This window comes from Streptomyces sp. NBC_00425 (genome assembly GCF_036030735.1).
In the GTDB taxonomy this organism is placed as follows: domain Bacteria; phylum Actinomycetota; class Actinomycetes; order Streptomycetales; family Streptomycetaceae; genus Streptomyces.
Genome location: NZ_CP107928.1, coordinates 8,369,032 through 8,391,509, shown reverse-complemented (window position 1 = coordinate 8,391,509; position 22,478 = coordinate 8,369,032). Strand labels below are relative to the sequence as shown.

At 69.6% G+C, this 22,478-nt stretch carries 21 protein-coding genes; 11 read left to right on the top strand and 10 right to left on the bottom strand.

Features of this window, described 5'->3' with window-relative positions; genetic code table 11:
- The first annotated feature begins 34 nt into the window (after window positions 1–34).
- The gene (locus tag OHS82_RS36965) at window positions 35–1,444 is read left to right on the top strand and encodes an MATE family efflux transporter (RefSeq protein ID WP_328435413.1); all 1,410 of its coding nucleotides are present in this window, start codon (window positions 35–37) and stop codon (window positions 1,442–1,444) included.
- 61 nt (window positions 1,445–1,505) lie between these two features.
- On the opposite strand, the gene OHS82_RS36960 is transcribed toward OHS82_RS36965, so the two are convergent.
- A complete protein-coding gene (locus OHS82_RS36960; protein ID WP_328435412.1) occupies window positions 1,506–2,336 on the bottom strand; it encodes a COG4705 family protein in 831 nt (276 codons plus the stop codon).
- A 92-nt stretch (window positions 2,337–2,428) separates the two neighbouring features.
- On the opposite strand from OHS82_RS36960, the gene OHS82_RS36955 reads away from it, so the two are divergent.
- Window positions 2,429–2,626, top strand: coding sequence for a hypothetical protein (locus tag OHS82_RS36955; RefSeq protein ID WP_328435411.1), 198 nt, complete (start codon window positions 2,429–2,431; stop codon window positions 2,624–2,626).
- A 53-nt stretch (window positions 2,627–2,679) separates the two neighbouring features.
- On the opposite strand, the gene OHS82_RS36950 is transcribed toward OHS82_RS36955, so the two are convergent.
- Window positions 2,680–3,609 (bottom strand): M56 family metallopeptidase, encoded by a 930-nt coding sequence (locus tag OHS82_RS36950; protein ID WP_328435410.1) that lies wholly within the window; start codon window positions 3,607–3,609, stop codon window positions 2,680–2,682.
- Complete coding sequence (locus tag OHS82_RS36945; protein ID WP_057582646.1) at window positions 3,606–3,977, bottom strand: BlaI/MecI/CopY family transcriptional regulator; 372 nt, start codon at window positions 3,975–3,977, stop codon at window positions 3,606–3,608. Before OHS82_RS36945 ends, OHS82_RS36950 begins: the two co-directional genes overlap by 4 nt.
- Before the next feature lie 152 nt (window positions 3,978–4,129).
- Here OHS82_RS36945 and OHS82_RS36940 point away from each other — a divergent pair, with 152 nt between their 5' ends.
- The 5 genes from OHS82_RS36940 to OHS82_RS36920 are packed head-to-tail and all read left to right on the top strand — an operon-like array spanning window position 4,130 to window position 8,201.
- The gene (locus tag OHS82_RS36940; protein ID WP_328435409.1) at window positions 4,130–4,819 is read left to right on the top strand and encodes a DedA family protein; all 690 of its coding nucleotides are present in this window, start codon (window positions 4,130–4,132) and stop codon (window positions 4,817–4,819) included.
- On the top strand, window positions 4,816–5,424 hold the full coding sequence (locus OHS82_RS36935) for a phosphatase PAP2 family protein (protein ID WP_057582648.1): 609 nt from the start codon (window positions 4,816–4,818) through the stop codon (window positions 5,422–5,424). Before OHS82_RS36940 ends, OHS82_RS36935 begins: the two co-directional genes overlap by 4 nt.
- Window positions 5,421–6,209 carry a phosphatase PAP2 family protein gene (locus OHS82_RS36930; protein ID WP_328435408.1) on the top strand — a complete coding sequence of 263 codons (789 nt, stop codon included), beginning with the start codon at window positions 5,421–5,423 and terminating at the stop codon, window positions 6,207–6,209. Before OHS82_RS36935 ends, OHS82_RS36930 begins: the two co-directional genes overlap by 4 nt.
- A complete protein-coding gene (locus OHS82_RS36925) occupies window positions 6,163–6,825 on the top strand; it encodes a response regulator transcription factor (RefSeq protein ID WP_328435407.1) in 663 nt (220 codons plus the stop codon). Before OHS82_RS36930 ends, OHS82_RS36925 begins: the two co-directional genes overlap by 47 nt.
- The gene (locus tag OHS82_RS36920) at window positions 6,822–8,201 is read left to right on the top strand and encodes a sensor histidine kinase (protein ID WP_328435406.1); all 1,380 of its coding nucleotides are present in this window, start codon (window positions 6,822–6,824) and stop codon (window positions 8,199–8,201) included. The genes OHS82_RS36925 and OHS82_RS36920 overlap by 4 nt, the downstream gene beginning before the upstream one ends.
- A gap of 49 nt (window positions 8,202–8,250) precedes the next feature.
- Here the strand turns inward: OHS82_RS36920 and OHS82_RS36915 are convergent, their stop codons facing one another.
- The 4 genes from OHS82_RS36915 to OHS82_RS36900 form a co-directional block, all read right to left on the bottom strand.
- A complete protein-coding gene (locus OHS82_RS36915; protein WP_057582652.1) occupies window positions 8,251–9,042 on the bottom strand; it encodes a COG4705 family protein in 792 nt (263 codons plus the stop codon).
- A gap of 306 nt (window positions 9,043–9,348) precedes the next feature.
- Window positions 9,349–9,660: a hypothetical protein gene (locus tag OHS82_RS36910; RefSeq protein WP_328435405.1), complete on the bottom strand. Its 312-nt coding sequence runs from the start codon at window positions 9,658–9,660 to the stop codon at window positions 9,349–9,351.
- Between the two features lie 164 nt (window positions 9,661–9,824).
- Window positions 9,825–11,201: an IS1380 family transposase gene (locus OHS82_RS36905; protein ID WP_328435404.1), complete on the bottom strand. Its 1,377-nt coding sequence runs from the start codon at window positions 11,199–11,201 to the stop codon at window positions 9,825–9,827.
- Between the two features lie 1,749 nt (window positions 11,202–12,950).
- On the bottom strand, window positions 12,951–13,562 hold the full coding sequence (locus OHS82_RS36900) for a hypothetical protein (RefSeq protein WP_328435403.1): 612 nt from the start codon (window positions 13,560–13,562) through the stop codon (window positions 12,951–12,953).
- Between the two features lie 159 nt (window positions 13,563–13,721).
- Between OHS82_RS36900 and OHS82_RS36895 the strand changes: the two genes are divergently transcribed.
- Window positions 13,722–14,105 carry a hypothetical protein gene (locus tag OHS82_RS36895; RefSeq protein WP_157876437.1) on the top strand — a complete coding sequence of 128 codons (384 nt, stop codon included), beginning with the start codon at window positions 13,722–13,724 and terminating at the stop codon, window positions 14,103–14,105.
- Between the two features lie 271 nt (window positions 14,106–14,376).
- Here OHS82_RS36895 and OHS82_RS36890 read toward each other — a convergent pair whose 3' ends face one another.
- Window positions 14,377–14,784 carry a hypothetical protein gene (locus tag OHS82_RS36890; protein ID WP_157876438.1) on the bottom strand — a complete coding sequence of 136 codons (408 nt, stop codon included), beginning with the start codon at window positions 14,782–14,784 and terminating at the stop codon, window positions 14,377–14,379.
- Between the two features lie 383 nt (window positions 14,785–15,167).
- Between OHS82_RS36890 and OHS82_RS36885 the strand changes: the two genes are divergently transcribed.
- Both OHS82_RS36885 and OHS82_RS36880 read left to right on the top strand, forming a co-directional pair.
- A complete protein-coding gene (locus tag OHS82_RS36885) occupies window positions 15,168–15,599 on the top strand; it encodes a tautomerase family protein (RefSeq protein ID WP_057582657.1) in 432 nt (143 codons plus the stop codon).
- A 156-nt stretch (window positions 15,600–15,755) separates the two neighbouring features.
- Window positions 15,756–16,976: a metallophosphoesterase gene (locus OHS82_RS36880; RefSeq protein ID WP_328435402.1), complete on the top strand. Its 1,221-nt coding sequence runs from the start codon at window positions 15,756–15,758 to the stop codon at window positions 16,974–16,976.
- A gap of 145 nt (window positions 16,977–17,121) precedes the next feature.
- Here the strand turns inward: OHS82_RS36880 and OHS82_RS36875 are convergent, their stop codons facing one another.
- Both OHS82_RS36875 and OHS82_RS36870 read right to left on the bottom strand, forming a co-directional pair.
- Window positions 17,122–18,510, bottom strand: coding sequence for an RICIN domain-containing protein (locus tag OHS82_RS36875; protein WP_328435401.1), 1,389 nt, complete (start codon window positions 18,508–18,510; stop codon window positions 17,122–17,124).
- A 31-nt stretch (window positions 18,511–18,541) separates the two neighbouring features.
- Complete coding sequence (locus tag OHS82_RS36870; RefSeq protein WP_328435400.1) at window positions 18,542–19,972, bottom strand: endo-1,4-beta-xylanase; 1,431 nt, start codon at window positions 19,970–19,972, stop codon at window positions 18,542–18,544.
- Between the two features lie 739 nt (window positions 19,973–20,711).
- Here OHS82_RS36870 and OHS82_RS36865 point away from each other — a divergent pair.
- Window positions 20,712–22,178 (top strand): non-reducing end alpha-L-arabinofuranosidase family hydrolase, encoded by a 1,467-nt coding sequence (locus tag OHS82_RS36865; RefSeq protein WP_328435399.1) that lies wholly within the window; start codon window positions 20,712–20,714, stop codon window positions 22,176–22,178.
- Window positions 22,179–22,478 lie beyond the last annotated feature (300 nt).

Below are 22,478 nucleotides of genomic sequence, written 5' to 3'. Positions count from 1 at the left end.
ACTCCTCGCCGGACCCCTCGCAGGAACAGGACTGATGCAGCCCGCCCTCGCCCGCCTCCTCACCGACGGCCGTGCCCTCGCCACGCTCGCCGTGCCGCTCGCGCTCACCCAGCTCGCCCAGGTCGCGCTCACCACCACCGACACGATCATGATGGGCCTGCTCGGCACCGAGGCCCTGGCGGCCGGCGGCCTCGCCATGGTGATCTTCAACCAGTTGCGCACCATGGGCGTCGGCCTCGTCACTGCCGTCGGCAACCAGGTCGCCGCGGCGGACGCGCGCGCCGAGACGCGGGATACGGAGGCCGAGGGCGCCGAGGCGGAGGCCACTCGCGAGGAGGTCCGGGACCTCGTCCGGGCGAGCCTGCTGCTGTCCACGCTCGCGGGTCTCGCGGGCGCGCTGCTGATGGTGCTGATCGGGCATGCCGTGGTGTTCCTCGGCCAGGACGCGGACGTGGTCGCCGCGGCGAAGCCGGTGCTGTACACGATGGCGCCCGGCCTGGTGCCCTGCCTGTGGTTCCAGGCGATACGCCAGTTCACGGTGGGCATGCGCCGCCCCCAGGCCCTCCTGCGCATCACGATCGCCTCGATCGCCGTCAACGCGGGGCTCAACTGGGTCTTCATCCATGGAACCTGGGGCCTGCCGAAGCTGGGCCTGCCGGGCATCGGGCTCGCGACGAGCTCGGTGTACGCACTGTCCTTCCTCGCCCTGTACCTCTCCGCCCGCCGCGATCCACGGCTGGCGCCGGTGCTGTCGCTGAGCATCTGGAAGACCCGTCCGGCCACCCTGCGCCGGCTGACGGCACTCGGTACGCCGATCGCCGCCACCTACGGTTCCGAGGCGGGCTTCTTCTCCGTCGTCGCCCTGCTGGTGGGCAGCTTCGGCACGGCCGCGCTGGCCGCGCACACCGCCGTCAACCAACTCGTCTACATCGTCTTCCAGATCGCCGTCGGCCTCTCCCACGCCGCATCCCTCGGCGTCAGCCGTGAACTCGCCCTCGGCAACACCGGGGCCGCCCAACGATTGAAGGCGACGGCGCTCGCGTGCGCCGCCGCGGTCATGGCGGTCGTGGCGGTCGTCTACGTCGCTCTCCCGCGCCTGGTGCTGGCGCCGTTCTTCGAGGGCGGAAGCCGGACGGCCACCGACCTCGCCACGAACCTCCTGCTGATCGCCGCGGTGATGCAGTTCTTCGACTGCGCCCAGAACATCGGCGTCGGCCTGCTGCGCGGCCTCGACGACACCAAGGGCGGCTTCCGCGTCACCCTCGTCGGCTACTGGCTCGTCGGCCTGCCCGCCGCCGCACTTCTCGGCTTCGCCACCGGCTGGGACACCGTCGGCATCTGGCTGGGCCTGCTCGCCGGCCTGGCCACGACCGCGCTGCTCCTGTTGCGTCGGTTCAACCAGGGTGTAGAGCGCCTGCACGGGGTCGCGACGGCCCGGCCCTGAGCCCCTGCTGCAAACCGCGACGCGCATGCCTCCTGAACGCCTCCCGAGCCGTGCAGGCCGTCTACCGAACGACGCGCCCGGGGTCCACGACGTCCTTGCGCGTCACCGCCAGGTACACCACCAGACCGAGGACGACCGTGAGGAACAGCGCGCTGGTGACGACGGTGCCGAGGCCGAGGCCGCCGTCGCCGGTCGGCTGGGAGAGGTAGTCGCCGATCGACGCGCCCAGCGGGCGGGTGAGGACGTAGGCGATCCAGAAGCTCCACACCGAGTCCAGACCCAACGCGAAGTGCGCGACCGCGACGGCGCCGATGGCCAGGGCGAACAGGACGGCCGCGAACCAGTAGCCGAGGTCCATGCGCTCGGAGACCAGGTCACCGGCCGCCGTGCCGAGGGCGAACGTGAACAGTACGGCCAGCCAGTAGAACGACTCACGGCCGGTGGTGTCGATGCTGTGGATGGACAGGGTCCGCTCACGCCGGTACCAGACACCGAAGACGACCGCGAGGAGGAGCGCGAAGACCGTGGTGGTCGTCTCCAGCGGCACGCCCATGTTGTCGGTGAGGTTGTCACTGATCAGCGTGCCGACCACGCTGATCAGGGCGACAGCGAGCCAGTAGACGCCCGCGCGGTAGGCGGTCGTACGGAACTGCACGACAAGGACGACCGCGAGCAGCGCGCTCATCAGGACCGACACACCGGTCAGGCCCAGACCCGCCTTCTCGTTGAGCAGGTCCGCCGCGGTCTCGCCGACGGTCGTGCACAGCACCTTGATGATCCAGAAGTAGGCGGTGACCTCGGGGACCTTGTTCCAGCGCAGGCGGTGGGAAGGGCGGACGGAGGCACTCGTGCCCGGTTCGGCCTCAGGAGTTTCGGAGAGTTCGTAGGTCATGGGGCGGGACACTGCCAGCGGTTGCCTGAACGCATCCTGACTGCCGCGCGGCTTTCCCGGCCCGCCGGGTCCGCCCTGATGACGATGGGCCGATGCACACCCGCGCCGCGTCCTGGCTGCGGCACCGGCTCGGCCGTGCCGTATTTCTCGCCCATCTCCTCGCCCAGCCCGCCACCAGCCGCTCCACGACGAGGACATCGAGCCGGGTCCCAGAAAGTTCGGACGCCACCGACGCCACCGACGCCACCGGCGTCCTGCTCCGGCTGCTGCAGGTCCTCGCCCGAGGCTGATCACTCGGCGTGCAGCCTGAACCCCAGGCAGTGGGCCACCGGAACCGAACCGGTCAGGGGCTTGCCTCGCCCTGGGCGATCTCGACCTCGTGGTGGAAGTCGACGACGCCGGCTGTTCCGGCGGCGACGGACAAGACCGTGCAGGCCACGAGAAGCAACGCGGTAAGGCGCATGGTGCGCGAACCTGCCGGGGACGGCTCGAGAAGGGCGGCGACGCGTTGGGGAACCGGGCCGGTCGTCGCCGCGGGTGCGAAGTCCGGTCGGGTGGAGGGGGAGGCGTGGCTGGCGAGGGCGGCGCGGGCGATGGCCGTGGCGATCAGGCGTCGGTCGCCGACGGCGGTGGCGGCGGTCTCGTCGGCGGCCCGTTCGGCGGCGAGCCGGATGGTGTCGCGAAGGGCGCGCAGGGCGGGGTGGCAGTGGGCGGCGAGTTCGGCGGCGGCCAGGAAGTAGTGGTGGCCGGCCCGGTTGTGGGCGCGTTCGTGGGCGAAGAGTGCCTCGCGCTCGGCGGGGCCGAGGCTGCGCAGCATCGCGGTGGTGACGACGATGCGGTGGGGCCGTCCGGGCAGGGCGTACGCGTCCGGGTGGGGCGAGTCGACGACGCACAGGTCACCGGCGGCGGGACGGCGGTCGGCCTGCGTGCGGGCCGTACGAAATGCGCGGGCCTGCCGGAAGGCCGAGCGGGCGAGGGTCAGTGTGCTCAGGGCTAGCACTCCGGTGGCCGCGACGGCCACGGGGAGGACGGGACAGTCCGCCGGGGTGCGCAGGGGGTGGATGAGTTCGCCGAGGGCTGCGAGGGCGGGCAGCTTGAGGAGTCCGGTCAGGACCAGGGCGCCGAGTGCAGCGACGCAGGCTCCGGCCAGCGCCAGGGCCGATGCGGTGAGGATCCACAGGGCGGTGGCGGGGGCCAGGCGGCCGAGGGTTCGGCGGGCCGGCATCGGCGCGAGGAAGGGCAGGATCAGCGGTACGAGCAGGAGGGCGGTCATAGCTCGTCGCCCTCCAGGAGCCGGCGCAGGAGCTGCTCGTCGCCGGGGTTGAGCTGGGCGACGAAGCGGGCCAGGACCGTCTCGCGGTCGGTGTCCCGGTCGAGTTCGCTGTGCATGCGCCGGGCGGTCAGGCCGGGAGCGTCCTGCACGGGAACGTAGGCGTAGCCGCGGCCCTGCCGCTCACGGCTGACGACGCCCTTCTCGTGCAGCCGGGTCAGGATCGTCGTCACGGTCGTCCTGGCGAGGCCGGAGCCGAGCTCGGTCTGCACGCGTCCTGCGCTGAGCGGAACCCCGGCCGCCCACAGCGCGGCCATGACAGCGGCTTCGAGCTCGCCGGCCGGCCGCCTCTCGTCCTTCGCGTCGGTCATGGAACCTTCCTCGCCCCACTATCGTCTACAGTTCAGTAGACCGTCTACAGAATTGTAGTCAGTCGTCGGGTGTGCCGTTGCGCCGCATCCGACGGTCCGTACGAACGAATCCGCACAAAGGAATCCGTACGAAGGATGAAGGGCTCCCGACGATGACCACAGCCGTGCACCTATCGTCGCAGCTCGCCGTCAATGTGCTGGATGCCCGGTCCCTGCTGTCCGCGTTCGGCGTGCTGGGCGTGGGTGTGGTGCTGTTCGCCGAGACCGGGCTGCTGATCGGCTTCTTCCTCCCGGGCGACTCGTTGCTCTTCACGGCCGGGCTGCTGTGCACGGGCGCCGCCGACCGCGGCCTGAAGCTGTCGCTCGTCCCGCTCCTGGTCGCCGCTGCGGCGGGGGCTCTGGCGGGCTCGCAGTGCGGATATCTCCTGGGCCGAAGAGCGGGCGGCGCCCTGCTCGCCCGGAGCTGTTCGGCCCGCCTGCACGAGGGCGCGAGACGTGCGGAGGAACTGCTGGTGCGGTACGGGTACGCGAAGGCGATCGTGCTGGCCCGCTTCGTTCCGGTGGTGCGCACGGTCCTGAACCCGATGGCGGGCGCGCTGGGGGTGCCGGCGCGGACGTTCACCCTCTGGCAGGTGACCGGCGGGCTGGTGTGGAGCCTGGGGCTCACCCTGGCGGGATACACGCTGGGCTCCTCCGTACCGAACGTGGACCGGTACCTGCTGCCGATCGTCGCGGTCATCGTGGCCCTGTCACTGATCCCGGTGGCCGGCGAGGTGCTGCGCTCGCACCGGGACGCAAAGGCCAAGGCGAAGGCACCGGAGGCACCGGAGGCACGCGGATGATCCTCGCCCTCGACGGTTCGTCGGTCGACGGCCCGGCCTACACCGACATGGTGAACCTGGCCCGGCACGCTCCCGCGTGGCTGAACGACACGGTGACTGCGTGGTCGACGTACGGACTCGCGCTGTTCGCGGTACTCATGGCCGTCGGCTGGTGGCAGGCCCGGCGGGAAGGTGCCGCCGCGTCGGTGACGGCCCTCGCCGCACCGCTCGTCGTGGTCGTCGCCTACGGGGTGGATGCGGCGCTGAAGCTGCTGGTGCGCGAGGACCGGCCCTGCCAGAGCCTGCGGGTGGCCACGCTGGAGGCATGTCCGTCGTACGGCGACTGGTCGTTCCCCAGCAACCACGCGGCCGTCGCCGCCGCGGCGGCCGTCGCCCTGCTGTTCGTCTCCCGCCGACTCGGCACGGTCGCCGCGGTGGCCGCCGGTGCGATGGCGGTCTCGCGGGTCTGGGTCGGCGCGCACTACCCCCACGATGTGGTGGCGGGCGTCACAGTGGGCGCCCTGGCCGCGCTGCTCGCCATGTCGGCACTGCGCAGGCGGGCGGAGGCCCTGGCCCTGCGGCTCACGGACACCCGGCTGCGTCCGCTGCTGGTGGTGGCGTCATGAAGCGCGGCAACGTAGCGGACCTGGCCGGCAGTTGCGGCCTCGGCGCGTGGACCGCTCTCGGTGTCCTGACCATGATCGTGGTGGGCCACGACGGCATACCGCTGTTCGCGGACGGCGACCTCCTCTCGTGGTCCGCCGCCCACCGGCCGGACGTGGCCCTGGCGTTCGCCCGCGGGCTGACCGCCACCGGAACGGGCGTCGTCCCGTTCGCGCTGGCCGCGCTGGCCGGAATCATCACTGGACGCACTCTCCGGCAGCGGGCACTCGCCGTCGCCCTCTGCCTGGCCTGTCTCGGGACGGGCCAGGGGCTGCGGTACGCGGTGATGGCGCTCGTCGCCCGGCCGCGGCCACCCCTGGCGGACTGGGAGACACACGCCTCGGGATGGGCGTTCCCGTCCGGCCACACCACCACGGCGGCCCTCACCGCAGGGCTGCTGATCATCGCCGTCCACGTGCGCGGCCCGCGTGGCAGGACACCGCTCACCCTGGTCATCGGCGGCTGGGGCGCGCTGGTCGGACTGACCCGCGTCTACCTCGGAGTGCACTGGTTCACCGACGTCGTCGGCGGCTGGCTGTTCGCCCTCGGCTGGCTGGGCGTGTGTCTGTGCGCCGTGGCCAGCCGCCTGCCCGAGGGATGGACCCCTGGTACGACGGACACGGACACGTCACGCGATGCGACGGGGCTGACGGGCACAGCAGGAGGACGAACGGACAGGGCACGAGAACAGAGGGAGAACCATGCGGCAGACGATCCTGGTCGTCGAGGACGATCACGCCCTGCGTGATGTGCTGATGCGCGGGCTGCGCGACGAGGACTTCGATACCATGCCCGCGCCGGACGGCGCCACCGCCCTGCGGCTGGCCACCGGTGAGATCTCCGCCGCCGTCCTCGACATCGGGCTGCCCGACGCCGACGGGCGGGACGTGTGCCAGGCGATGCGCGCGAACGGGTTCCTCTCCCCCGTCATCTTCCTGACCGCCCATCACCGGCTGGCCGACCGGCTGTCCGGGTTCTCCGCCGGAGGCGACGACTACCTGCCCAAGCCGTTCCACCTCGCCGAACTCGCCGCCCGCCTGCGGGCAGCCCTCAAACGGGCCGCCCCGCCGCCCGTCACCACGGCGGGAGACCTGGTCCTGGACGCCGTCCGGCACCTGGTCAGTGTCCGGGGCATCCGGGTCGATCTGACGCCGACCGAGTTCCGTCTCCTGGCCGCGCTCATGGCGGCTTCCGGCGGTGTCGTGCGCCGGCGCGAGCTGGTCCGGGCGGGCTGGCACGAGGGCGCCCAGGTACACGACAACACCCTCGACCAGTACCTGACCCGCCTGCGCCGCAAGCTGCGCGAGGCAGGCAGCGACCGGACGATCGGCACGGCCCGAGGGATCGGGCACCGCCTGTCATGAACGGTGTCCGCCACCGGCCGCGGCCCACCGTGACCGCCGTCCTCCACCGTCTGGCGCCCCGCACTCTGCGCGGCCGGCTCTCACTCGTGGCCCTCACCACGGCCGCGCTGCTGATGCTGGTCCTCACCGTCGCCTTCAACGCCGTGGCCCAGCGCCGCCTCCAGCACCAGGCGGACGACGAACTGCGCACTCGCGCCGCCGCCGTCGCGACGACCATCGACACCACCGGCACAACGGTGCGCGTCCTGGCGACCTCCCACGACGACCTCCTCGACACCAACGTGTGGATCCACGCCGGCCGGCGTCTGCTGGAACAGCCGCCGAACGCCGGCCCGCTGACCCACGTCGCCGACGCACTCGCCGAACGCGGCGGACGGCGGTGCGTCACCGCCGACGTCCATGGCTCCCTCCGGCTGTGCTCCCAACCGGTGCCCGGCGAAAGAAGCGAGGCCACGGTGGTCACCGCGCTCGACCTCTCTCCCTACCGGAGCTCGGCCGACACACTGCTGCTGGGATCACTCGCCCTGGACGCCGTGATGCTCGCCTGCACCTACGCCCTGACCCGGCTCGCGGTCGGCCGCGCGCTGCGCCCCGTCCGCGCGATGACCGACCAGGCCATTGAGTGGAGCGCCGTAGCCTCCAAGGAACGCTTCGGCAGCACGGGACACCCGGCGGAACTCGCGCGCCTCGGCGCGTCGCTGGACGCCATGCTGGACCGCATCCGCACCCTGCTGCGCCACGAACGGCAGCTCACCGGGGAACTCTCGCACGAGCTGCGTACGCCCCTGAGCCGGATCATCGCCGAACTCGACTGGTGGCAGACCCGCCCCCGCACGGACGACCAAACCCGTACCACCCACAAGGTCATCGCCGATGCCGCCGAGTCCATGCGCACCATCTGCGACACCCTCCTGGACGATGCCCGGGGCGCCACCCTCACCGCTCCGGGCACCACCGAAGTCATGCCAACACTGAGCCACCTCGCCGAACTCATCGACGTACCAGGCCACTTGACGCTCACCACCGATGGCCCGCACCTGCAGGCCGGCGTCCCGCCGGCCCTTCTCGAACGCATCGTCAGCCCACTCCTGGCCAACGCCTGCCGCTATGCCCACTCCCGCGTCACCGTCCGCACGTACCGCACACCCGACGGCGTACGCATCGACGTCACCGACGACGGACCCGGCGTACCACGCCCGTTCACCTCACGGCTCTTCGAACCCGGGCAACGTGCGGATCCCGGCGACGGACACCACGGTGCGGGCCTCGGGCTGCCGCTGGCGCGACGCCTGGCCCGCTCCGCCGGTGGCGAGGTGACGTACGACCACGGGCACACGCCCGGAACGCGGTTCGTCGTCAGCCTGCCCGCCGGTTGAGAGCCGTGCCACGCGCCGGCGCCGGCGTATCACGGCCCGTCAGGACCAGTCACGGCATGACTTCGTGCCGGATGTCCTTACGAGAGCCGGCCAGATAGCCGACGAAACCGAGAATGGCCACCGTCCACGACAGCGTGACCGGCCCCAGACCCAGATCCAGCCCGCCCCGGCCGTGGCCGACGGCCATCCAGTCGGCGACGGACGCACCGAGCGGGCGGGTGATGACGTACGCCGCCCAGAACGCGGCGACCGTGTTCAGGCCGCCCCAGCGGTGGGCGACGGCCGGAACGGCGATCACGGCGGCGTACAGGACGGCGGAACCCAGGTAACCGAAGCCGATCGTGGCGGTGAGGTCCCCCGCAGCGGTGCCCAGCGCGAACGTGGCCAGCACGGCGGCCCAGTAGAAGATCTCGCGGCGCCGGGTGTGGATGCTGTGGATCGACATGGTGCCTTCGCTGCGATACCAGAGGGCGAAGACGGCAGCCAGCGCGGCCATGAAGAACGGCGTCGACAGCGTGTACGGCGCTCCGAGGCCGACGTGCAGGACATCGGCTGCCATCGTGCCGAACACGCTGACCATGACGATCGCCGTCCAGTAGATCCAGGCCACGTACCGCCGGACGGTGAACTGCACCGCGAGGGCGGCCGCGAGAGCGATGCCGCCGAGGCCGACCGCGGGGATCGGGCCGAGCAGGTGAGCCAGCCAGTCCGAGGCCGTCTCGCCCATGCCGGTCGTCAGCACCTTGATGATCCAGAAGTAGACGGTCACCTCCGGCACCTTGCTCGCCGCGTGACGGATGTAGCCCGCGGGCCGGTTGTGAGTGAGGTGATCAGTCGACATGACAGGCACGATGACATGGTGCTTAGCCCTCGCCCCAGACCTCTTTGCCGGAGTTTTTGCGCTTCCGGTACGGGAGTTGGCCGAGGCCCGGCCGGACCTGAACGCGACCTGAACACAGCGGCCGACACAGTGGTCAGCAGCGCGCGGCAGGTGTTATTGGTGCTCTGCCAACATCGGTCCGGCGACTGCGAAGCAGGAATTTGAGAACGCCCGTCATGAAATGGGTCCTGTACGAGGGACGAGCTCGGACCGGCCGTCGTCATTTCCGCTACTCGTTGCGTGCCGTTTCGGGTCCCGTGATCCGCCTCAGCAGAGGCATCGTGGAGGCGATGCCCCCAGCGAAGTTACGAGCCTGGCGAGCACGATCGCGCAGTACTGGATCCCCGGCGTCCGGATCGAGTGACTGAACTGTGCCTGTACGAACAGCCGGGCAGCCAGGAAACCCACCCCGATCGCCACCACCGCGACCACCGCGACCGGGACCGTGCTCTCCAGAAGCACCACCCGCCGCAGCACCCCGAGCTGCGTGCCGGTCAGCAGACTGAAAGGCCGCTTGCGGTCGCGCAGGACCCCGGCCACGCTGCAGCCGGCGATGAAGAAACTGACCAGGATGATCACTAGCCTCGAAGTTTCGTGACGGTCCGCCGACGGAGTCGGTGGACCGTTTTTGTGCCGTGGGTTGAGGCTGTGCAGGCCGAGGGCCCGGGTGTCGCCTCGGGGTGGCGCCGGATTCCACTGCTCCGGGTGTTGAGGTTCTGTCGAAGGGACGGGGAATCCGCTGGTCAGCCAGTGTCGGGCAGTTGGGTGAGCCGGTCGAGGGCGGCGGTGATGTGGCCGGTCCAGGGCCAGTGCCGGGCCAGGCGGAGGATTCGCCGACGGCCGGTGGTCACGAGTTGTCCGGCCGCGGTGAACAGGCGGAGCCGTAGTCGGCGGGGTTCCCAGAGCCTGGCCTTGCCGGTCAGGGCGAGCATCGGCATCCAGGCCAGCAGGTCGAGAGCGATCTGCACGATCTCCAGCCAGATCCGGTTCTGGGCCGTGCGGTGCAGGGGCAGGTTGCGCAGGCCGGTGGCCCGGGCGGCGCGGATGCGGTCCTCGGCCCGGGCCCGCAGGCGGTGACGGCGCTCGAGCTCGGCGATCGGCCGGCCCAAGGTGTTGGTGGCGAAACAGGTCAGCCGCATGCCGTCCGCATCCGTGAGCCGCAACTGGGCCCCGGGGTGCGGTCGTTCCTTCCTGACGATCAGCCGCATGCCCTTGGGCCAGGCGTCCAGGACGTCGCCGGTGAGTTCAGCGACCCAGGCGCCGTCGCGGATCTCGCCGCCCGCCTCGACGGCCGCCGTCCAGGCCGATGCCGGAACCTTCAGCACATGCTGGTGGACCTGCTCGGTGATCACCATGCCGACCGAGTAGGACAGCCACCGTCCCCGCCGGGCGAGCCAGGCGACGAAGTCGTGGGTGCCGCCCGCAGAGTCGGTGCGGATCAGGGTCCGGCGCCCGCGCCGGTATTTCTTCGGCAGCTGGGCCAGGGCCAGTTGGGCGGCGGTGATGTGGTCGGTGGCCGTGTTCGATCCCGCGTTGCCCGGTCTGAGCAGGGCCGCGACCGGTTCACCCGTGCCGCCCGGTCCGTGGTCGACAAACCCCATCAGCGGGTGGTGGCCGTAGGTTCGCTTCCACGTGGGCGCGGCGTCTTCCTTGTCCGAGTGCGCGATCACCAGCACCCCGTCGAGGTCCACGGTCACCGTCCCGCCCGCATCAGGCGCTTCTCGGCCGGCCAACCGCCAGACATGTTCGCGGACTTCAGCCCGCGCGGCACGGATGGCCCGCAGGGCTTTCTCCCCGGAGGCTGCGAGGGTGTCGATCAGGCGGGAGACCGTCGGGTCGGAGGCCACCGGCCCGAACACGGCCGGCTCGGCCCGCAGCATGGCGACATCCGCGAGGCAGTCCCCGCCCAGCGCGACCGCCAGGGCCAGGTCCAGCAGGATCTTGCCCGGGTCGTGCACCGCCCGAGCCTTCCGCCACGGCGTCAGCGCCGCCGATATCGCGGTGTCCAAGCCGGCCTTGCGGACGGTCTCGACCAGCAGCACGCCCCCGGCCTGCGAGACCACCGCCCTGCCGCCGCCCTCGGTGCGGACACGCGGGTACGACCCGATACGCTTCTTCACCTGGAGAGTGCTTCTTTCCGTGCAGCCAACAGGACCCTAGACAAGTCCCATCGTTGCAGGTCAGGAGCACTCTCCGCTTATTTGATCAAGCCTCGGACACCCCACCTCGTGAAAGCGCGAGGCTAGGGGGGTGAGTCACTCAAGCCGCAGCCGCGTCATCGACCCTGGTTCGCGGGCCGACGCAAGCCACGCCGTGGCCGCGGAGGTGACGGGAAGGCCGATCAGCGTGAGCGCGTGTGACACATAGGGCACGTGGCCAAGCCGACTGAGGTCGTCGGCGAAGACGGCTAGCAGGATGGCGTACGCCCCGGCCGTCCCGAGCAGAACCCCGGCCAGGGCCAGGAACCCGGCGGTGGCGACGGTCAGCCCGCGTCGGATGGTGGTGGTCGCACCGGTTGCGGTGAGTGTGCGCAGTTCATCGGAATCACGTCAGGGGGAGCGAGGGGAAACGCCGGGCCAGAACGGATGCATCGGCCCACTCAGAGTCCTGTCGAGCGCCCAGAGCGTCCAGGGCAGACCAGGTTCGATGGGCCTGTCGCAGGACAGCCAGACACCCGTCAACGGTCGGGGCCGACGGGGTCCTTCCCGAAAACGCTGGAAGATTCGCTGACGGCCGGTCAGGGAATCACGCAAGGGCAGGTCAGAGGCGTAGCAGACGCATCCTCGCCAAGCGCCCTCCAAGCGCTTGGCCGCAGGTTCGAGGCCTGACGGGACGTGCCCCCAGCCTTCGGGATGGTTGCTGGTGAACGCCGGGTCGGTCAAGGGCCGCCTGCCATGAGTTGGTTGGTCATGTACGGCAGCACAGTGCGAGGGACGCGGTTGGGTGATACGAGGGTGTCTGACGGCACGTCGGACCGGCGTCGGCCGCACCCGTGAGTGATCAAGCTCAACCACTGATCCTTCACTCATCGGCGTTGGCACAGAGTTCACAGTTGGTTGACGGAGAGTCCACAGCCCTCACCACCAGCTTGCTGGAGCCATGGGGTGAAGGAAAGATCGCCGATAGCCGAACCGGATTCGCGTCTCTGCACCGTTTCGGCAACTGTCGGATGAGGCTGGGGACAAGCCCCTTTTGCCTCTGAAGACTGATCTAGGGTCTTGTCAACCGCGAGGCGTGGGGGACACGTGTCATCCAGGGGTCTTAAATCTGGATCGTTCTTGCGGCTCCGTGCACGCGTGCTCAGCCGAGGGGGAAGTCGTGCGGGTCGGCACCATCGTTCGGAGCAGTCGCTGCCGTGCCGTGAGCTCCGCGCATGCGCGGAGTCCGAACGGTTGGGAGATGGAGAAGGTCGCCGATGGCGGCGGGACCATCTGGACGCGCCCCGTTCCCGGCACCCCTCTTGAGGGCGTGGCCGTCAGGATCGGCGAGGTCGAGTCGCTGTTGGTTGATTCATGATCCAGCGGTTCCACTACGACATCGATCGCTCCGCAAGGGCGATGTGGTGGGCTGGTTGAGACCGGGAAGGATGCGCAGGGGACTGGCCGAGGGAAATCAGGCGTCCGGCACTGCTGTACGGATCCGCCCCGACCATTGTCCGTCGGGTGTACGGGGCGGATTCTTTCCGCAACAGGGACGCGCGGCCGGCTACCGCGACCAAGAGGCTCAGTCGCTTGCAGGACACCCCGGGCAAGGGCGCCGGCAGTCCGGTCGACGTGCTCTCGCCCCGGCGGCGTGAGGTCGCCGAAGCGCTCGAGCATCGCCAGCGCGATGCGGCGGTCTGACCGAATGCAAACCAAGTTCGTCGCCGCTCACGGGCACTTTTTGGCGACGTACAGCCGTACTGCCGCTGATGAGTCGTATGCCGTTCCCGCTTTCGGTTCCTGAGCGCACACAAGCCAACTCGCCAATGACTTCGGAGCAGTAACTTGCGAGTCAGGAGATTCGACCTTGAAAACCTTCACATGATCCGGATAGTACCCCGCTATCAGGGCAGCCGACAGAGATGCATCGACTTTCCGTCCGACGAGGCTCGAGAACTTTGAAGCCGGCACCTTCATGCCGAGCCTTTCCGGACAATTCTCTGATTTGGGTACGGCGTAGATATCTACGGCCTGAAGTTTGGGCACCTCGTTCCGGAAGCATGCGGTATATTCGCTGACCTGACCGTGGTAGACGTATCTCCCAAGACTCGTGGCGTCCTTCAAGGCGAACCCTTTGCCGGAATCGGCGACGTCTTTCATGGCGGTGAGCAGATTTTCCCTTGAAGGTTCCTTCCGTAGCCCCTGATTGGCGCTTACGGTGCCGTCGGCAGTATTCGGATCGGCAGTACCGTCCTGTTCGCATCCGACAAGCAACATCGAAATCGCGAGCAGGAGGACGGCAGGGATTGAATTGCCCAGTCTCTTCATGTCAACCTTCATCAGAGGGATGTCATTTGCCTGTCATTCTAAGTTCCCGGAAAGAGCAGCATAGTGCCCTACCGCCTCTGACGCAAAGGGCTCATAATGCGGGAACCCAGCCCTGATCGTCGAACCAGCTACATAAAAGAAGTTGCTCAACCAGAGAAAGCAGGATTCGCCATGAGATCACTGACACGTATTGCTGTGGTCGGCGCCATCGCGGCAGCCGTCGCGACAGCCACTACCACCGCCGCCGTCGCCGAGGACGCGACTGTCTACAGCGCCGGCCTGGGCGCCAAGGTGCAATGGGTCGCCTACGGGGATGATATGTACATCACCGACACCGAAGCTGACGGGCACTCGGCCGTCGGCACGTACCAGTGGGGGGCCACCCAGTACTTCTACTGGAACAGGGGGGGCAAGGGGACCACACGCAAGGTGAACCTCAACCTCACGGAACACCAGCTGTTCGCGGTCGGTGCCATGCTGGGTGACTGGCAAGGCACCCCCACAGGCGGTCTCATCTGGCGCACCCTCAGCACGACGACCGTCAACACCACCTGAGGTTGCGATAGCCGCAACCCGTATTCATTCGAGCGGGATATATCGAAAAGGTTTCTACGGCCTCTTCCGGAGCACGCTCCGCACGTAGATCCCCCGACTTTTCGACCGTCTGAGCATACGTGAGGGAGCGCCCGACTCATCGGGTGCTCCCTCACTGATTAGCCTCGATCTTTTGCGATGGTCCGCCGAGGGAGTCGGTGGACCTTTTCGCTTTCTGGGGCTGATGGTGGGCAGGCCGGCGGCCCGGCTGTCGCGTCGGGTGGGCCCCGGGTCAACATGGCGGACTACGACACGCACGCGAACAAGGCCGCAGACCAGGGGCGCGGTCCGCGAGGAGTTCGGCGGCCTGGCCGTCCGTGAGCGGGCCCAGGGTGACGCAGGTGCGTTCGTCGGAGTCCAGACGCGATCGGTAGCCCTCGCGTGCGGCTCCCACGATGACCACCGGTTCCGTCCCGACCCTGCGCGCCACGAAGGCCAGGACGCCGGCGGTGGCGTCGTCGAGCCACTGGACGTCGTCGACCAGGAGAAGCAGCGGGGCGACCGCAGCCGCGTCTGCCAGGAGGTTGAGAACTGCCAGGCCGACGAGGAAGACGTCGGGGACACCGGCCTCGGCGTGCCCGAGAGCGGTGTCCAGGGCTTGCCGGTGCGGGACGGCGAGGTCGGCGGCTCCTGCGGCCAACGGGCGCAGGACGAGCTGAAGACCGGCATAGGGGATGTCGCTCTCGGCCTCGACACCGCTGGTGCGCAGGCCCCGGTAGCCGAGTCACTCGGCGAGAGCGGCGGTCCGGGCGAGCAACGCCGTCTTCCCGATGCCGGGCGTCCCGCGAACCAGAACCGCGCTCCCGTGGCTCCGCGGCTCGGCCGGCAGGCGGCGTAACGGCTCCAGTTGATCGTCCGGCCGATGAGCTCCATGTTTCTCCCATCAGCCGGGTCCCCGGACTCGGTCTGTCTGCAGGGCGAGAATGCTGCGCCGCGGACGACGGCCCCCGGAACGGGTCACAATGAGCGGCGTAGATCTTGCCGTGCCGCGACGAAGAGCACGGCGGACAAGGAGACGTCCTCATGTCGATGATCCGGCTGACCGTCGCGTCGGGTTCCCTCACCCCGCAGGGCCGCACGACCGTTCAGCGCGACCTGGCCGATGCGCTGCTGCGCTGCGAAGGCGCACCCGACGCGGCCTTCTTCCGGGCCCAGTTGTGGAGCTACCTCGTCGAACTTCCGGAAGGGGCGCAGGTCACCGCCGCGGACGACACCCCGCGTTTCCTCGTCGAGGTCACGGTCCCGCAGGCCGTGCTCTCCGAGGAGGGCAAGGCCCGCCTCGTGGCGGAGGCTACCGGGATCGTGCTGTCCGCCGCCGGACTCGCCCAGGCCGATGCGCCACGCGTCTGGGTGCTGGTGCACGAGCAGCCCGACGGAACGTGGGGTGCGGGAGGCTCGATCGTCCGCCACGCCGATCTCGTGGCCCTCGCCCGCAAGCAGCGCGCCGCGGAGTGACACCGGCCTTCGCCGCCACCCCGGACGCCGGGTCCGAGACCGTCCCGCGGAGCGTCTTTCGCACCACCGGGCCGTCCCCCGTGAACGCCCGTCCGGCCGTGCCGAGGACGACCGGATACCCTGCGCGAGACAGCAGCCCGGTCGGAGAGGGGAAGCGTGACCGACACCAGCGACACCCGGCCCACCGAGGGTGAAGCGCAGACGCCGCGGCAGAGCCGACTGCAGCGTCTGATGCGCTACCTCCCCTTGATCGCCCCCGTCCTGCTGTGGACCGTGCCCTGCGGGGTGCTGCTCTACTCCGGCCAGCACTGGCCGCTGTCCGGCACGCTGGTCGGCACCGCCCTGTTCGTCCTCGGTCTCGTCGGCATGCCGCTCGCGATGGTGCGCGGCCACGGCCGGCGCCAGCAGGACCGGGCGGCGATCGTCGGTGACACCCTGCTGGGCGCCGGCTGGGTTCTGTTCACCTGGTCCGTTCTGCTCGGCGTCCTCCTGCGGCTCGCCCTCACCCTGGCCGGCGTCGGCGAGAGCCAGGACCGGGCCCGTACCGTCACCTGGGCCGTCCTCGGCACCACCGCCGTACTGCTCGCCTGGGGCTACGCCGAAGCCCGCCGTGTACCCCGCGTGCGCCGACTCGACGTGCAACTGCCGCGACTGGGCGCCGGGTTGGACGGCACCCGCGTCGCCCTCATCACCGACACCCACTACGGCCCCCTTGATCGCGCCCGCTGGTCGGCACGGGTGTGCGAGACGGTCAACGCCCTGGAAGCCGACCTGGTCTGCCACACCGGCGACATCGCGGACGGCACCGCCGAACACCGCCGCGCCCAGGCCGCCCCGCTCGGCACCGTGCGGGCCACCAGGGCCCGGGTCTACGTCACCGGCAACCACGAGTACTACAGCGAGGCCCAGGGCTGGGTCGACCTGATGGACGAGTTGGGCTGGGAGCCGCTGCGCAACCGCCACCTGCTGCTCGAACGCGGAGGCGACACCCTCGTGGTGGCCGGCGTGGACGACGTCACCGCCGAGTCCTCGGGCCTTGCAGGCCACCGTGCCCACCTCGCCGGAGCCCTGAACGGCGCCGACCCCGACCTGCCCGTGCTGCTCCTGGCCCACCAGCCCAAGTTCGTCGACCGGGCGGCGGCAGCCGGTATCGACCTCCAGCTCTCCGGCCACACCCACGGTGGCCAGATCTGGCCCTTCCACCACCTGGTCCGCCTCGACCAGCCTGCCCTCGCCGGCCTCAGCCGCCACGGCGCCCGCACGCTCCTCTACACCAGCCGCGGCACCGGTTTCTGGGGCCCGCCGTTCCGCGTCTTCGCCCCCAGTGAGATCACGCTCCTCGTGCTCCGCTCCCCGCACCTGCCCAGCTCGCCGTAGCACCCGGCGGGCCGACACACCCCCACGGCCGTCGTGAGCGGCGATCGGTTCGACGCCCGGCGCCACGGTGTGAACGTCGGTCCGGGACAGCCGTCGGCGGGGTGCAGCCAGGATGTTCCCGGCTCCACCCCGTCGTGCGGGTCTGTCACTGGAACTGTGCGAAGAACCTCCAGATCTCTGCCTTGGTCCAGGTGGTGACGCCGCTCTCACCGGAGGAGCCGTCGACCGGGCCGGGTATGTGGCCTCCGTCGAACGCGGCCCATTGGACCGGGTAACCGGCGCGGCAGCCCGAGTAGACGGTGGTGATGTGCGTCCGGCTGCCCGGCGCGGGCTCACGCGGGCTCTGGGGAGTGCAACCGTTGTTGCCGACGAATCTGTCGCGCAGGGACCGTCCTTGCCCGATGTCGAGGACGGAGTCGCTGACGCCGTGGATTCCGAAGTAGGCGATGGGCTGGCCGCCGCCGCTGCACCCGCTGATCTGGGCGCCGGACATGACCGCGACGGCCCTGAAGACGTTCGCCCGGCTGCATGCGAGTGCGTAACTCATACCGCCGCCCCAGCTGAATCCCGTGGCGAAACGCTGGGCCGGGTTGACACAGAGCCCGCCTTCGATGCGCCGGATCATGTCGTCGACGAAGGTGACGTCCTCACCGCCCGCATTGGCCCAGCCGTTGCCGAGGCCCTGGGGAGCGACGAGGATCGCGGAGTTGTTCGACTGTTCCTGCTGGCCGTAGTAGGACCAGGCGTTCCCGCTCGTGCCTCCCGAGGAGACGTCGCCGGCGGTCCCGCCCCTCCAGTGGAACGCGAAGATCAGCCGATAGGGGTGGCTGTTGTCGTAGTTGGCGGGAACCCTGAGGATGAAGCTGCGGCTCTTACCGCCGCTCTGCATCGTGTACGTACCGCTCGCCAGGGTCGGGGCGATGCCACAGCCTCCGCCGCCGCCTCCGCCACCGCCGCCGCCGGACGACAGCTTGATCATCTGCCATTGCTGATTGGCGCCGCCCCAGTCGGAGTACTGGACGACGTTGGCTCCGTCGGCGGTGGAGGCGCCCTGGACCTCCACCGCCTTGCTGCTGGTGCGGTTGATCAGCCGGACGTTGCCCGCGTCGGAGTCGGCCAGCCGGAACTGCTGGTTGGCCCCGTTGTGGTCGGCCCACTGCTGGATCGCGGCCCCGTCTGCGTTGGAGGCCCCGGCCACGTCGAGCACCTTGCCCGAATGCCGGGCCTTGAGCCGGTAGAAGCCGCCGCCGGAGTCCACGAACTGCCACTGCTGGTTGGCTCCGTCGTTGCGCGTCCACTGACTGATCCGTGCGCCGTCGGCGGTGGCCGTGCCAGAGACGTCCAACGCCTTGCCGCTGTTGCGGTTGACCAGGACGTACCAGGCATCGGTGTCCACCGTCGCCGCCTCGGCGGGCGCCGGATGCACCACGGCGAGCATGCCGATCGCGAGGGCCGCGGCCACCACGGCGGCGACCCGGGACCACCAGCGTTGTCGTTCGGGAGGGGCGGGAGAAGCCGCACCGTAGGCCTTCATCGGCTCACCCTTTCGTCGGTGGCAGGTCCCATCAGGAGCGGGTCCAGCGCTGGCTGCTGCCGTTCGAGCAGGAGGAGAGCTGGATCAGGGTTCCGTTGGCGGTGCCTCCCGCGACGGTGTCGAGGCAGAGGCCGGACTGGACGCCGACGATGGTTCCGTCGGAGTTGAGACGCCATTTCTGGTTGTCGCCGCCCCAGCAGCCGTAGATCTGGACCTTGGTGCCGCTGGCGGTACCGGCGGCGTCCAGGCACTTGTTGCCGTAGACCCTGAGCTCGCCGGCGGCGGTGCCGGCCCACTGCTGATTGGTGCCGTTGTGGCAGTCCCACAGGTGGAGCTGGGTGCCGTCCGTCGTACTGGTGCCTGGCACGTCCAGGCAGCGGCCCGAAGCGACGCCCTTGATCGTTCCGGAACCCGCAGGGGGCGTGGAGGTACCGCCGTTGAGTGCGTTGAGGACGGCCGGATACGCGGCCTTCTTGCTGCCGTCACCGTTGAACAGCAGCGGCGTGTCCTGCGATCGCCAGGAGTCGCTGTCGCGCACACCCCAGACGGTGATGCCGAGGCAGCGCGGGACGGCCAGGCAGTCGTTGGTCACGTTGGCGTAGGTCGAGGCCGAGGCGCCCTGGATGTCGAGTTCGGTGACGGCCACGTCGACACCGAGGGCGGCGAAGCTCTGCAGGGTGGTGCGGAAGTTGCTGTTGTAGGGGCTGCCGCTGTTGAAGTGCGACTGGAAGCCGACGCAGTCGATCGGCACGCCGCGCTGCTTGAAGTCCCGGACCATGGAGTACACGGCCTGGGTCTTCGCCCAGGTCCAGTTCTCGACGTTGTAGTCGTTGTAGCAGAGCTTGGCCGCCGGGTCGGCGGCGCGCGCGGTGCGGAAGGCGACCTCGATCCAGTCGTTGCCGGTGCGCTGCAGGTTGGAGTCGCGCCGCGCTCCCGAACTGCCGTCGGCGAAGGCCTCGTTCACGACGTCCCACTGGGCGATCTTGCCCTTGTAGTGGGCCATCACGCCGTTGATGTGGCCGATCATCGCTTGCCGCAGCGTGCTGCCGCTGAGGCTCTGCATCCAGCCGGGCTGCTGGGAGTGCCAGGCCAGGGTGTGACCGCGCACCTGCTTGCCGTTCTGCACCGCCCAGTTGTAGACGCGGTCACCGGCGCTGAAGTTGAACTGGCCCCGCTGTGGTTCGGTGGCGTCGATCTTCATCTCGTTCTCCGCCGTCACCGAGTTGAACTCACGGCCCGCGATCGACGTGTACGCCGAGTCGCCCAGCCTGCCCGAGGCGATGGCGGTGCCGAAGTAGCGGCCGCTCTGCGCCGCGGCGGCGCCGAGCGTGTTCTCGGCGGCGTGTGCGGTCGGCGGCACCGCCAGCGCGGCGACCACGCCGAGGGCGCCGGCGACCAGCGCCGGCAGCAGGCCGCGGGGCTTCCGGCGGCCGACGGATCCGGGAAGGGCATACGAGCCCATGACTGTGCCTCCAGGGTAGGAATCACGGAAGGACTGAAGCGCGGGGGGGGGGGGGACGCGTCGTCCGCTCCCCCTCGGCAGGCAGGGGACCGGAGCCCGGGCAGCGCGCAATCACCGGACACCGCGGTCATGGGACCGGGACGATCTCGCCCGGCACGGACGGCACCCGGCCGGTCGTCGGGTGACGTACGGCGGGCGGAACGCGACGGGTGGTGCGGCTCTGGTGCGGCTCTGGTGCGGCTCTGTGGTGCGGCTCTGGTGCGGCTCTGTGGTGCGGCTCTGGTGCGGCTCTGTGGTGCGGCTCTGCGTGGATCTGCCGTGCAGCACAGCAGTGGTTCGACATCTCGGACGTCAATCGATCCTCAGGCACGGATGATTGAGGCATTGACGATGACTCGTCAATACTCCCCGCAGAAAGTTTCTGAATTTCGCGCGAAACTTCCGGAATCCCGGCGGGTCGACCGGCGAAACCCCGGAGCCGCCGTCGACGGATGCCGCAGGGGCGGGGCGGGAACGAGTGCCTCCGGCCGGCGCGACAGCCGGTCACACCCGATGAGGGGGTGCTGTTTGTAGACAGATCGGCGACAGGCCTTGACCGGAGAGCCCCGGATTCCTAGCTTGTGGCGTCAAAGCTTCCGGGAATTCCTCGAAACATTTCGAGATTCCCTCACGCCCGGCACGCCCGCTCCGTGGCTCATCGGGGTCCCCTCACCCCCTGCCCCCAAAGGAGGCCCTCCCCATGTGGTTTCACCGCCCGTCCCTGGTCCACCTGAGACGCTTACTCGTCGTCCTCGCACCGCTGCTGCTCGTGGCCACCTTCCTCGGCGCCCAGCCGGCCGGCGCGGCGACCGTGGACCCCAACGCCTCGTACGTGCTGGTCAACCGCAACAGTGGCAAGGCCCTGGACGTCTACAACATGGCGACCGACGACGGCGCCCGCATCACCCAGTGGACCAGGAACGATCAGAGCCAGCAGCAGTGGCGGTTCGTCGATTCCGGGGGCGGCTACTACCGCATCGTGTCCCGCCTCTCGGGCAGGGTCCTGGACGTCCACAACTGGTCCACCGCGAACGGCGGCTCGATCGTGCAGTGGGCCGACCTGAACGCCGCCAACCAGCAGTGGCGGCTCGCCGACAGCTCGGACGGCTACGTGCGGTTCATCTCACGCCACAGCAACAAGGCCCTCGAAGTGCAGGGCGCCTCCACCGCCGACAGCGCGAACGTCGTCCAGTACGACGACTGGGGCGGCACCAACCAGCAGTGGCAGCTCGTCAAGGTCGGCGCGGAGGGTCCCGGCTCGTGCGATCTCCCGTCGGCATACCGCTGGACGTCGACGGGCGCGCTGGCGCAGCCCAAGTCCGGGTGGGTCTCGCTCAAGGACTTCACCGTCGTCCCCTACAACGGCAGGCAACTCGTCTACGCGACCACGCACGACACGGGGACGCGCTGGGGTTCGATGAACTTCGGCCTGTTCACCAACTGGCCCGAGATGGCCTCGGCCGGCCAGAACACGATGTCGAACTCCACCGTGGCACCCACGCTCTTCTACTTCGCGCCGAAGAACATCTGGGTGCTCGCCTACCAGTGGGGCGGGACCGCCTTCTCCTACCGGACGTCGAGCGACCCCACCAACCCGAACGGCTGGTCGTCCCCGCAGGTGCTCTTCTCCGGAAGCATCTCCGGCTCCGGAACGGGACCCATCGACCAGACGCTCATCGGTGACGGGACGAACATGTACCTGTTCTTCGCCGGTGACAACGGCAAGATCTACCGGGCCTCCATGCCGATCGGGAACTTCCCGGGCAGCTTCGGCGCGAGCTCGACAGTGGTCATGAGCGATACGACGAACAACCTGTTCGAAGCCCCGCAGGTCTACAAGCTGCAGGGCCAGAACCGCTACCTCATGATCGTCGAGGCGATCGGCGCGCAGGGGCGCTACTTCCGCTCGTTCACGGCCACCAGCCTGAACGGCTCGTGGACACCCCAGGCCGCGACCGAGAGCAACCCCTTCGCCGGTAAGGCCAACAGCGGCGCCACGTGGACCAACGACATCAGCCATGGCGAACTGATCCGCACCGGCCCCGACCAGACCATGACCGTCGATCCCTGCCACCTGCAGTTGCTCTACCAGGGGCGCAACCCCAACTCCGGCGGCGACTACGGTCTCCTGCCCTACCGTCCGGGTCTGCTGACACTGCAGCGCTGACGGCGTGACACCAGCCCGGTTCCGACGGGAACCGGCACGGCGGGCTCGGCGCAATGCCGAGCCCGCCACACGTCACTCGCACTGACGCCCGGAAGGGACCACCGCAGTCCCGCCCGGCCGAGCGACCGGAGCCGGTCGGCCGGAGTCGGTCTGCCGGAGTCGGTCTGCCGGAGTCGGTCGGCCGGAGTCGGTCTGCCGGAGCCGCCGGTCGGCCGGTCCTCGTCCATTCGCGTGCGCCCTGCCGCGTTAATTCGCGTGCGCCCTCCTGCCGCACCGGCTAGCGTGCCTGCTCGACGCCTT

What these genes read in the sequence shown, in the direction of transcription:
- OHS82_RS36965 (WP_328435413.1), top strand. Translation starts at nt 35, where the DNA reads ATGCAGCCCGCCCTCGCCCGCCTCCTCACCGACGGCCGTGCCCTCGCC.
- OHS82_RS36960 (WP_328435412.1), bottom strand. Translation starts at nt 2,336, where the DNA reads ATGACCTACGAACTCTCCGAAACTCCTGAGGCCGAACCGGGCACGAGT.
- OHS82_RS36955 (WP_328435411.1), top strand. Translation starts at nt 2,429, where the DNA reads ATGCACACCCGCGCCGCGTCCTGGCTGCGGCACCGGCTCGGCCGTGCC.
- OHS82_RS36950 (WP_328435410.1), bottom strand. Translation starts at nt 3,609, where the DNA reads ATGACCGCCCTCCTGCTCGTACCGCTGATCCTGCCCTTCCTCGCGCCG.
- OHS82_RS36945 (WP_057582646.1), bottom strand. Translation starts at nt 3,977, where the DNA reads ATGACCGACGCGAAGGACGAGAGGCGGCCGGCCGGCGAGCTCGAAGCC.
- OHS82_RS36940 (WP_328435409.1), top strand. Translation starts at nt 4,130, where the DNA reads ATGACCACAGCCGTGCACCTATCGTCGCAGCTCGCCGTCAATGTGCTG.
- OHS82_RS36935 (WP_057582648.1), top strand. Translation starts at nt 4,816, where the DNA reads ATGATCCTCGCCCTCGACGGTTCGTCGGTCGACGGCCCGGCCTACACC.
- OHS82_RS36930 (WP_328435408.1), top strand. Translation starts at nt 5,421, where the DNA reads ATGAAGCGCGGCAACGTAGCGGACCTGGCCGGCAGTTGCGGCCTCGGC.
- OHS82_RS36925 (WP_328435407.1), top strand. Translation starts at nt 6,163, where the DNA reads ATGCGGCAGACGATCCTGGTCGTCGAGGACGATCACGCCCTGCGTGAT.
- OHS82_RS36920 (WP_328435406.1), top strand. Translation starts at nt 6,822, where the DNA reads ATGAACGGTGTCCGCCACCGGCCGCGGCCCACCGTGACCGCCGTCCTC.
- OHS82_RS36915 (WP_057582652.1), bottom strand. Translation starts at nt 9,042, where the DNA reads ATGTCGACTGATCACCTCACTCACAACCGGCCCGCGGGCTACATCCGT.
- OHS82_RS36900 (WP_328435403.1), bottom strand. Translation starts at nt 13,562, where the DNA reads ATGAAGGTTGACATGAAGAGACTGGGCAATTCAATCCCTGCCGTCCTC.
- OHS82_RS36895 (WP_157876437.1), top strand. Translation starts at nt 13,722, where the DNA reads ATGAGATCACTGACACGTATTGCTGTGGTCGGCGCCATCGCGGCAGCC.
- OHS82_RS36885 (WP_057582657.1), top strand. Translation starts at nt 15,168, where the DNA reads ATGTCGATGATCCGGCTGACCGTCGCGTCGGGTTCCCTCACCCCGCAG.
- OHS82_RS36875 (WP_328435401.1), bottom strand. Translation starts at nt 18,510, where the DNA reads ATGAAGGCCTACGGTGCGGCTTCTCCCGCCCCTCCCGAACGACAACGC.
- OHS82_RS36870 (WP_328435400.1), bottom strand. Translation starts at nt 19,972, where the DNA reads ATGGGCTCGTATGCCCTTCCCGGATCCGTCGGCCGCCGGAAGCCCCGC.
- OHS82_RS36865 (WP_328435399.1), top strand. Translation starts at nt 20,712, where the DNA reads ATGTGGTTTCACCGCCCGTCCCTGGTCCACCTGAGACGCTTACTCGTC.